13 protein-coding genes are annotated in these 14,810 nt (G+C 38.9%); all 13 read left to right on the top strand.

The features are described 5' to 3' along the window. Positions 1-82 precede the first annotated feature (82 nt). Entirely contained in the window at positions 83-1,591 is a 1,509-nt protein-coding gene (locus NC797_RS03240) for an ABC transporter ATP-binding protein (protein ID WP_272435600.1), read from the top strand. Then, the gene (locus tag NC797_RS03235) at positions 1,591-2,637 is read left to right on the top strand and encodes an ABC transporter permease (RefSeq protein ID WP_272435245.1); all 1,047 of its coding nucleotides are present in this window, start codon (positions 1,591-1,593) and stop codon (positions 2,635-2,637) included. Before NC797_RS03240 ends, NC797_RS03235 begins: the two co-directional genes overlap by 1 nt. Before the next feature lies 1 nt (position 2,638). After that, the gene (locus NC797_RS03230) at positions 2,639-3,598 is read left to right on the top strand and encodes an ABC transporter permease (RefSeq protein WP_272435244.1); all 960 of its coding nucleotides are present in this window, start codon (positions 2,639-2,641) and stop codon (positions 3,596-3,598) included. A 153-nt stretch (positions 3,599-3,751) separates the two neighbouring features. Next, on the top strand, positions 3,752-5,035 hold the full coding sequence (gene yfmF, locus NC797_RS03225) for an EF-P 5-aminopentanol modification-associated protein YfmF (protein WP_272435243.1): 1,284 nt from the start codon (positions 3,752-3,754) through the stop codon (positions 5,033-5,035). Beyond that, complete coding sequence (gene yfmH, locus NC797_RS03220; RefSeq protein WP_272435241.1) at positions 5,036-6,319, top strand: EF-P 5-aminopentanol modification-associated protein YfmH; 1,284 nt, start codon at positions 5,036-5,038, stop codon at positions 6,317-6,319. It begins immediately after the preceding gene. Between the two features lie 24 nt (positions 6,320-6,343). Further along, entirely contained in the window at positions 6,344-7,060 is a 717-nt protein-coding gene (gene ymfI / locus NC797_RS03215) for an elongation factor P 5-aminopentanone reductase (RefSeq protein ID WP_272435239.1), read from the top strand. Positions 7,061-7,148: 88 nt separating this feature from the next. Continuing rightward, a complete protein-coding gene (locus tag NC797_RS03210; RefSeq protein ID WP_272435238.1) occupies positions 7,149-7,409 on the top strand; it encodes a DUF3243 domain-containing protein in 261 nt (86 codons plus the stop codon). Positions 7,410-7,665: 256 nt separating this feature from the next. Further along, positions 7,666-8,457, top strand: a complete 792-nt coding sequence (locus tag NC797_RS03205; RefSeq protein ID WP_272435237.1) for a YmfK family protein — start codon at positions 7,666-7,668, stop codon at positions 8,455-8,457. A 20-nt stretch (positions 8,458-8,477) separates the two neighbouring features. After that, a complete protein-coding gene (locus NC797_RS03200; protein ID WP_272435235.1) occupies positions 8,478-9,407 on the top strand; it encodes a helix-turn-helix domain-containing protein in 930 nt (309 codons plus the stop codon). An 88-nt stretch (positions 9,408-9,495) separates the two neighbouring features. Beyond that, positions 9,496-10,074: a CDP-diacylglycerol--glycerol-3-phosphate 3-phosphatidyltransferase gene (gene pgsA, locus NC797_RS03195; RefSeq protein ID WP_272435234.1), complete on the top strand. Its 579-nt coding sequence runs from the start codon at positions 9,496-9,498 to the stop codon at positions 10,072-10,074. Next, positions 10,074-11,339: a competence/damage-inducible protein A gene (locus NC797_RS03190; RefSeq protein ID WP_272435233.1), complete on the top strand. Its 1,266-nt coding sequence runs from the start codon at positions 10,074-10,076 to the stop codon at positions 11,337-11,339. The genes pgsA and NC797_RS03190 overlap by 1 nt, the downstream gene beginning before the upstream one ends. 196 nt (positions 11,340-11,535) lie before the next feature. After that, complete coding sequence (gene recA / locus NC797_RS03185; protein WP_272435232.1) at positions 11,536-12,570, top strand: recombinase RecA; 1,035 nt, start codon at positions 11,536-11,538, stop codon at positions 12,568-12,570. Between the two features lie 397 nt (positions 12,571-12,967). Beyond that, positions 12,968-14,524, top strand: a complete 1,557-nt coding sequence (rny, locus tag NC797_RS03180; protein ID WP_272435231.1) for a ribonuclease Y — start codon at positions 12,968-12,970, stop codon at positions 14,522-14,524. Positions 14,525-14,810 lie beyond the last annotated feature (286 nt).

The raw sequence follows: 14,810 nt of genomic DNA, 5'->3' as shown, positions 1-14,810 counted from the left end.
TAATGTGCTAGAACTTTTATGTGCGGGTAATCAGTCTTATTGTAATCAAGGAGTGAATACAGTGAACGACTATGTTGTGGAGATGCTCAACATTCGAAAAGAATTTCCTGGAATCGTGGCGAACAATAATATTACCTTACAAGTAAAGAATGGAGAAATTCATGCATTGTTAGGGGAGAATGGTGCAGGGAAATCGACACTCATGAACGTTTTATTTGGTTTGTATCAGCCGGAAAAAGGTGAAATTCGTATTAAAGGGAAAGAAGTAAAAATTACCGACCCAAATGTAGCGAATGATTTAGGCATTGGGATGGTACATCAACATTTTATGCTGGTGGATACGTTCACGGTCACGCAAAACATCATATTAGGAAACGAGCCCAAAAAAGGGGGCAAAATTAATTTAAAACGTGCTGAACAAGAGGTAAAAGAACTTTCAGAACGCTACGGTTTAAAGGTAGACCCAACTGCTAAAATTCGCGATATTTCGGTTGGAATGCAACAGCGTGTAGAAATATTAAAGACTCTTTATCGGGGAGCAGACGTCCTTATTTTTGATGAACCGACCGCTGTTTTAACCCCTCAAGAAATTAATGAATTAATAGAAATTATGCGGTCCTTAACGAATGAGGGTAAATCTATTATTTTGATTACCCATAAACTAAAAGAGATCATGCAGGTTTGTGACAGATGTACGGTAATTCGAAAAGGGGAAGGCATAGGGACAGTAAATGTGTCTGAGACGACTCCTTCTGAACTGGCATCTCTAATGGTCGGAAGAGAAATTAGTTTTAAAACTGAAAAAGAACCAGCTGAACCGAAAGAGACGATTCTGTCTGTGAAAAACTTGCGGGTAAAGGATGCCAGGAATTTAGAAGTGATCAAAGGGCTGGACCTTCAAGTGAACGGTGGAGAAATTGTTGGGATAGCGGGTGTTGATGGGAATGGTCAATCGGAATTAATTGAAGCAATTACAGGACTAGTAAAGGTAGAGTCTGGCAGTATTCAATTGAACAATAAAGAAATAACCAACTTATCACCACGAAAAGTTACAGAATCTGGTGTTTCTCATATCCCGCAGGATCGCCATAAATTTGGACTTGTTCTCGATTTTTCTATTGGTGAAAATATGGTATTGCAAACGTATTACCAAAAGCCGTATTCCAAAAACGGTGTCCTTTCCTTTCATACTATTTTTGACAAGGCGAAAAAGTTGATTGAAGAATATGATGTTCGTACTCCGAGTGAATTTACAAAAGCAAGGGCACTTTCTGGTGGTAACCAACAGAAAGCCATTGTAGGTAGAGAGGTTGACCGGTCACCAGACTTATTAATTGCCGCTCAGCCAACTAGGGGTCTAGATGTAGGTGCAATTGAGTTTATTCATAAAAAATTAATCGAAGAGCGTGACAAAGGAAGAGCTGTTCTGTTATTGTCCTTTGAATTGGATGAAATTATGGATGTAAGCGACCGCATTGTCGTCATGTTTGATGGTGAAATTATTGCAAGTGTTAAACCTGAAGATACAAATGAGCAAGAGCTTGGTCTTCTTATGGCAGGGAGTACGAGTAAGAAAGAAGGTGTGCAGTAATGTATTCTAACCGTTTTTTTAACATTATCGTTCCAGTGGTTTCTGTGTTGCTAGGGTTATTAGCTGGAGCGATCATTATGCTTGCCTTTGGTTATAATCCAATACTTGGTTACCAAGCATTATGGAATGGCTCATTTGGCGATCTGTATTTCTTTGGAGAAACAATACGGCAAGTCACCCCTTATATTCTAACTGGGTTGTCTGTTGCTTTTGCCTTTCGTACGGGGCTATTTAATATTGGTGCAGAAGGCCAGGTTATTGTAGGTTGGTTGGCAGCCGTTACGGTAGGACTTACGATAGAAGCGCCAATGATCATACACCTCCCATTAGCTGTAATTGCCGCCGCAATAGCAGGAGCCATTTGGGGATTTGTCCCAGGCTTGTTAAAGGCAAAATTAGGTGTTCATGAAGTAATTATTACGATCATGATGAACTACATCGCACTTTTTACCACAAACGCTATTGTGCGGAATGTACTGACAGATCAAAAAGATTCCACAGAAAAAGTACCTGAGTCTGCATCCTTCATGTCTAATTGGTTAATGGAAGCAACGGATTATTCCCGTCTTCATTATGGTATTCTCGTCGCATTATTTGCTGCCTTCATCATGTGGTTTCTTTTAGAAAAAACGACAGCAGGCTATGAATTGCGTTCAGTTGGGTATAATAGGCATGCTTCTAATTATGCAGGAATGAACGTTGACAAAAATATCATATTGTCCATGGTAATTGCAGGAGCATTTGCAGGTCTCGCAGGCGCTATGGAAGGTTTAGGAACATTTGGTTACATATCTGTTCAATCTGGATTCACAAATATTGGGTTTGACGGTATCGCGGTTGCATTATTAGGTGGTAACACGGCACTTGGTGTTGTCCTTGCTGCGCTATTATTTGGAGTCTTGAAAATTGGTGCACTTAATATGCCAACAGTTGCAGGTGTTCCTACTGAATTAGTTGAAATTGTCATCGCATTAATTATTTTCTTTGTCGCATCAAGCTATATGATCCGTTGGGTTCTACTGCGTTTGAAAAAGGAGGGCAAATAAAATGGGTTTTATAGATGTATTACAGTCCATCATTCCACCAGCTATGTTTTTTGCTGCCCCTCTTATTTTTACTGCCCTAGGAGGAGTGTTTAGTGAGCGATCTGGTGTTGTTAACATTGGACTAGAGGGTTTAATGGTAATGGGGGCATTTGTTGGAATTGTCTTTAACCTTGCTTTTGGTGAAACATTTGGTGCAGCAACTCCATGGATATCGATCCTAGTTGCCATGGTCATATCATCGGTTTTCTCCATTGTACATGCTGTTGCCTCAGTATCCTTTCGTGCTGATCAGGTTGTAAGTGGTGTTGCGATTAATTTTCTGGCACTTGGTTTAGGTGTCTTTTTAACAAAACAGTGGTACGGTAAAGGGCAAACAGATATGGTTGATTATCCATTCTATACAATTGATTTTCCAATACTCGCCGATATTCCGATCCTCGGTCGTTTGTTTTTTCAAAATATGTACTTGACTTCTTATTTAGCGATCGCGTTAGCCTTTGTCGGATGGTATATCCTTTATAAAACGCCGTTTGGTCTACGTCTTCGCTCTGTTGGTGAACATCCGATGGCAGCAGATACGAATGGGATTAACGTGTATGCAATGCGGTATATCGCTGTAATGATTTCAGGTGCACTTGGTGGTTTAGGTGGCTCTGTTTTTGCTTTAACAATCGCCCTTAATTTTTCCAGTTCCACTATTGTAGGACAAGGCTTTATGTCTCTTGCCGCAGTTATTTTTGGTAAATGGCATCCGCTTGGAGCGATGGGTGCAGCATTGTTTTTTGGGCTAGCTCAAAGTTTAAGTGTCATTAGCTCCGGTGTTCCCTTATTAGAAAATGTTCCACAGGTTTATTTATTGATTGCGCCATACGTGTTAACCATACTAGCTTTGGCTGGATTTATTGGAAGAGCAGAAGCACCAAAAGCAAATGGAGAACCATATATTAAAGGTAGTAGATAAAACCTGGTAAACCCTGGTTTTATCTTTTTACAATCAACAAATTTTTTCTTAACATAGGATATGAAATACATGAAATACATACGAAAGACTGGATATATTTTAACCTTTATGAAATGCTAAGAGTACCTTTATTTTTGGGAGGATCTGTCTATTATGAAATCAACAGAAGAAGAAATTGTCCAGAAAAATGGCTACAACATTCACTTCCTTACAAGTGAAAAATATAAAACGATTAATATCGTTGTGAAATTGAAGGCTCCACTAACAAGGGAAACCATTACGATGCGTGCATTGCTTCCATATATCTTGCAACAGGGTACGAAAAACCATCCAAATGCAAGAGCATTACGTATCGCTTTAGATGATCTTTTTGGTGCGACATTATCCATTGATGGTTCTAAAAAAGGGGAGGAGCACATCCTATCCCTCCGGCTCGAGTTTGCAAATGAGACGTACTTGACAACAAAGGAAGACATATTTGATCGTGCAGTAACCTTACTCAGTGAGATTATTTTTGAACCAAAGTCGAAGGATGGCATGTTTGACGAAACAATTGTAAAAAGAGAAAAGCAAACATTAAAAGCAAAAATAGACTCGATCATCGATGATAAAATGGCTTATGCCAATATGCGCTTAATAGACGAAATGTGTAAAGATGAACCATACCGTTTACATGTTCATGGCTACTTAGAGGATCTTGACACAATTACTCCTGACAGTTTATTTGAATATTATCAACAATTGTTGAAAGAGGATCAAATGGATGTATATGTGCTAGGTGATTTTGATGCATCTTACGTAAAGGGCTTAGTAAACAAGCATTTCAAAGAACGTGAGGAATCGATCGATCATAACGATCGTAACGCCAAAGATGTTCATAAAAAAAGAGAAGTACAAAATATTGTGGAAAAACAAAGCATTCAACAGGCGAAACTACACCTCGGTTATCGTACGAACATTACGTACGGTGATGACGACTATTATGCGTTGCAGGTATTTAATGGTATCTTTGGTGGATTCCCCAGCTCTAAGCTATTTATTAATGTTCGAGAAAAAAACAGTTTAGCCTACTATGCCGCATCAAGGATTGAAAGTCACAAAGGCCTATTGCTTGTTTTCAGTGGGATTGCTCCAACTGATTTTGACAAAGCGAATGACATCATTCAAGAGCAAATGGAACAGATGAGACAAGGTAATTTCACCGAGGAACAGGTTAAAGAAACAAAAAATCTTGTCGTTAACCAATTATTAGAGACAATGGATAATCCACAAGGGTTAATTGAGATTTTATACCATCAGGTACTGGCGAAAAGCAAAATAACACCTGAGCAAGTAATGGAACGAATAAAAAACGTAACAAAAGCCGACTTAATGAACGTAGCAACAAAAATCGAATTGGATACGGTCTATTTTTTAACAAATGAGGGGGAGATATGAATGAATAAAACATCGTATGACCAGTTAAAAGAAACCCTTTATTCCGAAAAACTAGAGAACGGCTTACAAATTTTTCTATTGCCTAAGCCAGAAATGGCCAAGACTTTTGCAATATTCTCTACTAATTATGGTTCGATTGATCAAACGTTCGTACCGATTGGGGAGACAGAGGAAGTGACGGTTCCAGATGGGATTGCCCATTTTCTTGAGCACAAATTATTTGAGAAAAAAGATCGGGATGTTTTTCAGGATTTTACAAAACAAGGAGCCTCAGCAAATGCTTTTACCTCTTTTACTAAAACTGCGTATCTTTTTTCTGCAACTACAAATATAAAAGAAAATGTAAAAACCTTGCTTGACTTTGTGCAGGAACCTTATTTCTCCGAACAATCCGTTGAAAAGGAAAAAGGCATTATTGGTCAAGAAATAAAAATGTATGATGACCAACCAGATTGGCGTTCCTTTTTTGGAACGATTCAAAGTCTTTTTGAAAAACACCCTGTGCGAACTGACATTGCTGGAACGGTTGATTCGATCCAAAACATAACGAAAGATACGTTATACACGTGCTACAACACATTTTACCACCCATCGAATATGACATTTTTTGTTGCAGGCAATTTCAATCCGGAAGAAATGATGAAGCTCATTGAAGAAAATCAAGCAAACAAATCTTTTGTTGAACCAACAGAAATAAAGCGCTCTTTTCCTAATGAACCTGCTCGTGTAGCAGAAAAAAAGCGTGTCATAAAAATGCCAGTATCAACTGCAAAATGTATGGTAGGCATTAAAGAAAAAGGGGAATTGAATTCAGAACAGGAATTTTTGCACAACGAGCTTTTGACAGAGATGCTACTTGATTATTATTTTTCAAAAAGTGGCTCCTTTTACCAAGAACTTTATGAGCAGGATTTAATTGATCATAGCTTTCAATTTGAAACGAATTTGGAGCGGGATTTTGGATTTTCCATTATTGGCGGGAACTCAACAAAACCCGATCAGCTAGCCGATACGATTCAGGAAATGTTACACCGATTAAAAAACTCGTCCATTAAGGAAGAGGATTTTCAACGGATGAAACGGAAAAAAATCGGCATGTTTTTAAGGGCGATGAACTCACTTGAATTTGTGGCGAACCAGTTCACACACTACCACTTGCTTGGCATTGATTTATTTAATGTCCTGCCAGAGATTGAACAGCTAACAGTAAAAGAGGCGAACCAATTTGTTGAACAATGGATTGACGAAGACAGGATTTCCGTTTGCCAGATCGTTCCTTCTTAAATATACTATACGAGGAGATCGGGTATGGGAAAAACATGTTTACTCGTAGGAGCAAGTGGAGGAATCGGCGTAGCCATCGCAAAACAATTAGCCAAGGATGGAATGCAGCTAGTTCTTCATTACAACCAAAATAAAGAAGCTATTGAACAACTGGAACGAGTGCTACCATTCGAATCAGTACTTAATGTTATGCAAGCGGATTTAAGTACAAATGAGGGCATACAAACGTTTCTTTCACAAACACATCCAACATACGACGCGATTGTTTTTGTGAATGGTATGGCACATAACGGGCTTTTTCAGGATACAGAAGAGGACGTTATGGATCAAATGCTCAGTCTACATGTAAAGGCTATTTGGATGATCACGAAGCAGTTTCTCCCGGATATGCTACAAAGAAAAACGGGACACATCCTTCTTATTTCTTCCATATGGGGGGAGGTAGGTGCCAGTTGTGAGGTTGTTTATTCATCAGTCAAGGGTGCACAGAATACTTTTGTGAAGGCGTTAGCGAAAGAAGTCGGGCGTAGTGGCATACGTGTAAACGGAATTAGCCCAGGCTTTATCGATACAAAGATGAATCGCAATTTAACGGAAGAAGAAAAAAAGGCAATTATAGAGGAAATTCCTCTCAATCGAGAAGGTCTTCCTGACGAGGTTGCCCATGCTGTTTCTTTTCTTATGGATAAAAGATCCGCTTATATTCATGGGGAAATGATGACAGTTTCTGGCGGATGGTGACATTTGAATTCATTCATTCATTCTTTATGTATAAACTTTTCGGAAAATCAAAAGCTATAGTCGAAAGAAGAATGAAGGAGGAGTTAAAATGTCTGTTCTTGAAAATTTTGAATCCTGGAAAGACTTTCTAGGGGATCGTTTAAATCAGGCGGAAGGGCAAGGCATGAATAAAAATGCCGTTAATGATTTAGCATTTGAGATTGGTGATTATTTAGCCACAAAAGTGGATGCGAAAAACGATCAAGAAGCGGTACTACGTGAATTATGGAATTCTGCTTCTAAAAATGAACAACATGCAATTGCAAATGCAATGGTGAAATTAGTTCAAAATCAAGGCAATGGCAGATAACTACATCACATTCAAAACCCCTGCTGATTATTTATAGCAGGGGTTTTGTTTATCTTTACAGTTCCATACCAGTTGAAATTTGAATTGAGCAATTTCTATGTGAACTTGTACATCACGACAAAAGTTGAGCAATTTTTCTCATTTCCATGCAAATGAGTGTGAAAGGAGTAATTTCTTCTAAGAATTGCTTTTCTAAACGATAAAAATCATATATGATGAAAGTAACAGGATTTCTTATTGGAAAAGGAGCTTTTTTATGGAAAAGACAGAGTGGTATCTTGAATACGAAATCCAGTATAACCGACCAGGTTTATTAGGTGATATATCCTCATTATTAGGGATGCTTTCCATTAACATCGTAACAATTAACGGTGTGGAAAATTCCCGGCGTGGGATGTTGCTTTTATCTAGACACGATGAACAAATAACACGTTTAAAATCGATTTTACAAACAATGGATACGATTAACATAACAAAACTTAGAAAACCAAAGCTAAGGGATCGACTTGCAGTACGTCATGGTCGATATATACATAGTGATGTGGATGATAAAAAAACATTTCGATTTGTACGAAATGAATTAGGACTATTGGTCGACTTCATGGCTGAATTGTTTAAAAAGGATGGGCACAAACTAATTGGTATCCGGGGGATGCCACGTGTAGGAAAAACAGAATCGATTGTTGCTGCTAGCGTCTGCGCAAACAAGCGATGGTTATTTGTTTCCAGTACATTATTAAAACAAACAATTAGAAGTCAATTAATTGAAGATGAATACAACGAAGATAATTTGTACATCATTGATGGAATCGTTTCAACCCGACGTGCAAGCGAAAAGCATTGGCAACTTGTAAGAGAGATCATACGACTTCCAGCAACAAAAGTTGTGGAGCATCCAGATATGTTTGTCCAACAGACGGAATACAAGCTTGATGACTTTGATTATATTATAGAATTAAGAAGCGATGAAAACGAGGAAATCACGTATGACACAATGGAGAAACCAAGCATGTCACAAGACGATGGATTTTCCATGCTTGATTTTTAAAAATGGATGGTGTTTTAAATATGGAAATAGGAGCGAGACTTAAAGAAGCTAGAGAGGCTAAGAACATAACCCTTGAGGAATTGCAGCAAATCACCAAAATTCAAAAAAGATATTTGCAGGCAATTGAAAAGGGTAATTTTGATGTAATGCCAGGTAGGTTTTATGTTCGGGCGTTTATCAAGGAGTATGCTGCAGCAGTAGGTATAGACTCTGAAGCATTAATGGAGGAGTATGAGTCTGAGCTACCAAAAGTAACAGATGATAGCTCTATTCAATATACACGTGCACAACGAAATAGAAAAGAAAGTGCTTCTTCATCAAAAAGTCCTGCTATTTTCTCTTTCTTACCGTCTGTTGCGGTTGTTTTATTAATTGTCGGTGCTATTTTTCTTGTTTGGTACTTTTATCAGCTATCTGTTACAAACGATGCCCCCCAGTCTGGGCAACAAGATAATGGAGAAGAAGAAATTATAATTGAATCTGATCCAGAAGAACCTAATGATCCCGAAGCATCTACGGATAATGAGGAATCAGACAATAACAATGGGGGTAATTCTGAAACACCCAAAGAAGATGAATCTGATGAAAAACCAGCAGAGAAAGAACCTCAACTAAACGTCGTAAATCAAGATACAGAGTCAGGTGAACCTGTCACAGTTTACGAACTAGTGAACCCTGGAGACAGTGTTGTGGTAGAATTTGAAACAGACACGAAATCATGGTTACAGGTGGAAAATGGCAAGGGTAAATCTTTCTATTCACAAACTCTACAGGCCGATAAATCGCCAATCCAATTTGATTTGACAGGGGAAGAAAAATTGTACTTTCGGGTTGGAAGTGCTCCGAATTTAGCTATATCCATAAATGGAGTACCATTAACATATGAAGTCGATCCAAACGAAGAAGTGCTTCAAAGGATTTGGATTGAAATAGGCAACCAAACGAAATAGAAATTGTACATGCTGTTACCCTTTCCACCTTTATAGTGCGGGAAGGGTTTGTATTGTGAAAATGAACTTTACAGGAGGCTTTAACCCCGTGAACATACCGAATCGGATCACACTTTCACGTATTTTTTTAATTCCTATCTTTATTCTTCTTTTAAGCGTTCCATTTGATTGGGGTGAAATTCCAATTGGGGAACGAGTATTACCAATTTCGCATTTAGTTGCTGGCGTTTTATTTATTATTGCATCTGCAACGGACTGGATTGATGGGTACTACGCTAGAAAATTTAATCTTGTAACAAATCTTGGGAAATTTTTAGATCCACTTGCCGACAAACTGCTCGTCTCTGCTGCACTAATCCTTTTGGTTGAAATGGGGTTTGCACCAGCCTGGATTGTAATCTTAATTATTAGTAGAGAACTTGCTGTTACGGGACTACGCCTTGTAGCTGCTGGAGAGGGCATTGTATTAGCTGCTAGCCAGGCAGGGAAATTAAAAACATGGACACAAATTATTGCGGTTTCCGTTTTATTACTGCATAATTTTCCTTTCTCTTACATTGGATTTCCGTTTGGTAGCATCATGCTTTACATAGCACTGATCATCACAATCTATTCTGGAGTAGATTACTTTGTGAAAAATTGGCATGTAATGAGGGATTCTAAATAATGGGACAGGTCAGAGCTGAAATTGTAGCAGTTGGCACCGAGCTTCTTTTAGGACAAATATCAAATACGAACGCACAATGGATTTCAGAACAACTTGCCAAATATGGGATTCATACACTTTATCATAGTGTTGTTGGGGATAATCTGGAACGGGTCTCCAATACGTTTGAACATGCAGGAAAAAGGTCTGAACTTGTTTTTGTTACAGGTGGGCTTGGACCAACAGACGATGATTTAACAAGAGAAGCATTTCAAATAATAACAGGCTTTCATTTGATTGAAGAGCCAGCATCCATGCACAAAATAGAAGGGTATTTTAAGCGTGCCAACCGGCAAATGACTTTAAATAATCGAAAGCAGGCGAGAATCTTTGAAGGAGCCTACGTTCTATCAAATGAAGTTGGAATGGCACCTGGGATGATCATCGATTATGACGATACCACATGGGTATTTATGCCTGGAGTTCCAAGGGAGATGAAGCATATGCTTTCCACCGTAGCACTGCCTCATCTCAAAAATAAGTTGCATTTGAATGCAGTAATACAATCACGAATGTTACGCTTTATTGGAATTGGAGAATCCCAACTAGAACATGACTTAAAGAAGCTTATCGTAAACCAAGATAACCCGACAATTGCGCCACTCGCTTCAGAAGGAGAAGTAGCGATCCGTATAACGGCAAAAGCAGCAACAAAAGAAATAGCAGATGATATGCTCAATCAAACAGAACAAGAAATCCTAGCCATTTCTGGTTCCTATTTTTATGGGTATGACGAAGAAACGATTGAACAAAAAGTTGTGTCATTATTAAAAGAATCCACAAGGAAAATTGCTGCCGCAGAGAGTCTTACTGGTGGGAAATTCATGGATAAAATGGTCGCAGTTTCTGGAGCTTCTTCCGTATGTCAAGGTGGTATTGTATGCTATGCTACTTCTGTAAAGCAGAAAGTGTTAGGTGTTTCCGATCAAACGATTAAAACACACGGCACAGTAAGTAAGCAGTGCGCAACCGAAATGGCGGAAAATGTAATGAAGAAATTGGATGCATCAATTGGCGTTAGTTTTACTGGTGTAGCAGGCCCAGACGAATCAGAAGGGAAAAAAGTCGGCACAGTGTATATTGCGATTTCTCAAAAGGGATCTCCAACTGTAGTAAAAGAATATACTTTTTCTGGTGATCGTGAGACGATTAGAAATAGAACTGTCAAAAAAGGCTATGAGCTTCTTTGGCAACAAATTAAAAAGAATTACGAGTCCGCTCGCTAATCGGGAAAACTGTTTTCATTACGTTTTGAACCACAAAAAAACAATTATTGTGTATAGAAAGTACTTTTTTCGTTGTATTATTAACTTGCAAAAATAAGAGAACATTTATTCGATTAACTACTTGGCAAATCTCATAAAACAAGTTATGATAGTAGTAGATTGATGGAAGAGGATGTACTATAAGGAGGAAATTTGATTGAGTGATCGTAAACAGGCACTAGATATGGCGTTAAAACAAATAGAAAAGCAATTTGGTAAAGGTTCGATTATGAAACTTGGAGAATCAGCCGAACAAAAAGTAGCCACCGTTCCGAGTGGTTCTCTTGCATTGGATGTAGCACTTGGAGTTGGTGGATACCCACGTGGACGCGTAGTGGAAATCTATGGACCTGAATCATCTGGTAAAACGACTGTAGCACTTCATGCAATTGCAGAAGCACAACGAACTGGTGGACAAGCTGCATTTATCGATGCGGAGCACGCGCTTGATCCTGTATATGCAAGAAATCTTGGTGTTAATATTGATGATCTCCTGCTATCTCAGCCAGATACGGGTGAACAGGCGCTTGAAATTGCGGAAGCTCTTGTACGTAGTGGTGCTGTTGATATGATCGTCATTGATTCCGTTGCCGCTTTAGTACCAAAAGCGGAAATCGAAGGAGAGATGGGGGACGCCCACGTTGGCCTACAAGCCAGATTAATGTCACAAGCACTTAGAAAACTTTCTGGTGCAATCAATAAGTCAAGGACAACAGCTATATTCATTAACCAAATAAGAGAAAAAGTAGGCGTTATGTTTGGAAACCCAGAAACAACCCCTGGCGGACGTGCCCTTAAATTCTATTCATCTGTAAGACTTGAAGTGCGTCGTGCGGAAACCCTTAAACAAGGTAATGAAATGATTGGAAATAAAACTAAAATTAAAGTTGTTAAAAACAAAGTTGCTCCTCCTTTCCGACAAGCGGAAGTGGACATTATGTACGGACAAGGAATTTCAAAAGAAGGAGAACTAATCGATATTGGCTCAGAACTAGATATTGTGCAAAAAAGTGGTGCATGGTATTCCTATAATGAAGAGCGTCTTGGACAAGGCCGCGAAAATGCGAAACAGTTCCTAAAGGATAATGTAGAAATTATGAATGAGATTCATAGTCTCATAAGAAAGCATCACGGATTAGACACCACAGAAGTAGAAGCAGCAGAGGACGCTCAAGAAGCTTTGGACATGTAAACCGAACATTCTATCACATATTTATGAATTAGGGATACAAATCGGACATCGATTCGTATCCTTTTTTTATAAATATTAAAAAATAGAACACCCATTTACAGAAACAAATAAGAAAAGTACCCCGAATCCCAAAAATCTCGCGCGTTTTTACACTGCAAATTCTGAAATTAGTTCGACAACAGATGCTATGAAACAACATAACTTATGAAAATATTTGAAATGTATGTTACATAAATTTGACGTTTCCTTGACAATAGATGGCACCAAGATTAAAATTAGTATGTATAATTGTTTATTTATTATACAATCCATTATCGAATAAAGGTTAATTTAATGAAACGTTGTACATGCCGACTGGAATGAATTGTACAAGTTTATAGCAAGAGGAGGTGAAACCATGGTTGTCTTAATCATCTCCATTTTGCTTGCCCTAATCGTCGGTATTGTTGTTGGGTATGTGATTCGTAAATCTATTGCTGAGGCGAAGATTTCTAGTGCAGAACAATTGGCAAAGCAAATCGTTGAAGAAGGGTATCGGAACGCAGATGCCGCCAAAAAAGAGGCGCTTTTGGAGGCGAAGGATGAAAATCACAAACTTCGTCAGCAGGTAGACCAAGAACTTCGTGAAAGACGAATGGAAATCCAAAAACAAGAAACCCGTCTAATGCAAAAAGAAGAAAATCTGGACCGTAAAGGTGAAACGCTGGATAAGCGTGAACTAATGTTGGAGAGGAAGGAAGATTCTCTAGCAACAAAACAACAACAAATTGAAGAAACGGAAAGCAAAGTGGAAGCTATGTTAGGCAAACAGCAGACAGAGCTCGAACGCATTTCTGGTTATACATCTGATCAAGCAAAACAGATTATTTTAGAGCGTGTAGAGAATGAGGTATCCCACGAATCGGCGTTAATGATAAAAGAGGCTGAGAACCGGGCCAAAGAGGAAGCAGATAAGAAGGCCAAAAGTATTCTTTCGCTTGCTTTGCAGCGTTGTGCAGCTGACCATGTTGCAGAGACGACAGTATCCGTTGTAAACCTACCAAACGATGAAATGAAGGGTCGTATTATTGGTCGTGAAGGCCGTAATATACGAACGTTAGAAACCTTAACAGGAATCGATTTAATAATTGATGATACTCCTGAAGCCGTCATACTATCAGGATTTGATCCGATTAGACGAGAAACAGCGCGTATTGCGCTTGAAAAGCTCGTTCAAGATGGTAGAATTCATCCAGCGCGAATTGAGGAAATGGTTGAAAAATCCAGACGTGAGGTAGATGAATATATTCGTGAAGTAGGGGAACAAACAACGTTTGAGGTTGGTGTTCATGGATTGCACCCAGACCTTATTAAAATACTTGGTCGCTTAAAATATCGGACAAGCTATGGTCAAAATGTATTAAAACACTCAACAGAGGTTGCTTACCTTTCTGGTCTATTAGCTGCCGAACTAGGTGAGGATGAAACGCTCGCTCGCAGGGCTGGACTACTTCATGATATCGGAAAAGCGATCGACCATGAAGTGGAAGGAAGTCACGTGGAAATCGGAAAAGAATTAGGAACGAAGTATAAGGAAAACGAAGTGGTAATCAACTCCATTGCTTCACACCACGGAGACGAAGAACCAACTTCTATCATTGCTGTACTTGTTGCTGCCGCAGATGCCTTATCTGCTGCTCGACCAGGGGCAAGAAGTGAAACTCTCGAAAATTATATCAAACGGTTGGAGAAATTGGAGGAAATCTCGGAATCCTATGAAGGTGTAGAGAAATCCTTTGCGATTCAAGCGGGACGTGAAATTCGAATTATAGTGAAACCGGATGAGATTGACGATTTAGAATCACTAAAAATTGCCAGAGATATTCGTAAGCGTATTGAAGATGAGCTTGATTATCCAGGCCATATAAAAGTGACGGTAATCCGGGAAACGAGAGCAGTTGAATATGCAAAATAAAAGCGGCCACTTTGGTCGCTTTTATCTTTTCACGGGCGAGAAGACCCCTACTTCCATTATGTGAAGGTGGGTAACACCAATAATAAGTGGGGGATGATTCGCCCCTCCGGAGGAGATAAAATTGTGTTGACACCAAACATTTGTTCTGATATCATTTAGTTATGAAGGGAAAGGAGAATGGCGATGGGCACAAAAACGTACTTCTCTAATCGAGTCTATAAAAACAAGATAGCCGTTACATATGTCAACGCCATTACGGATGTTCTTGTTAACTTCAATCGTGCCA

The sequence above is a fragment of the Terrihalobacillus insolitus genome, from assembly GCF_028416575.1.
GTDB classification, from domain to species: Bacteria; Bacillota; Bacilli; order Bacillales; family Amphibacillaceae; genus Terrihalobacillus; species Terrihalobacillus insolitus.
This window is presented reverse-complemented; position numbering and strand designations above follow the sequence as displayed.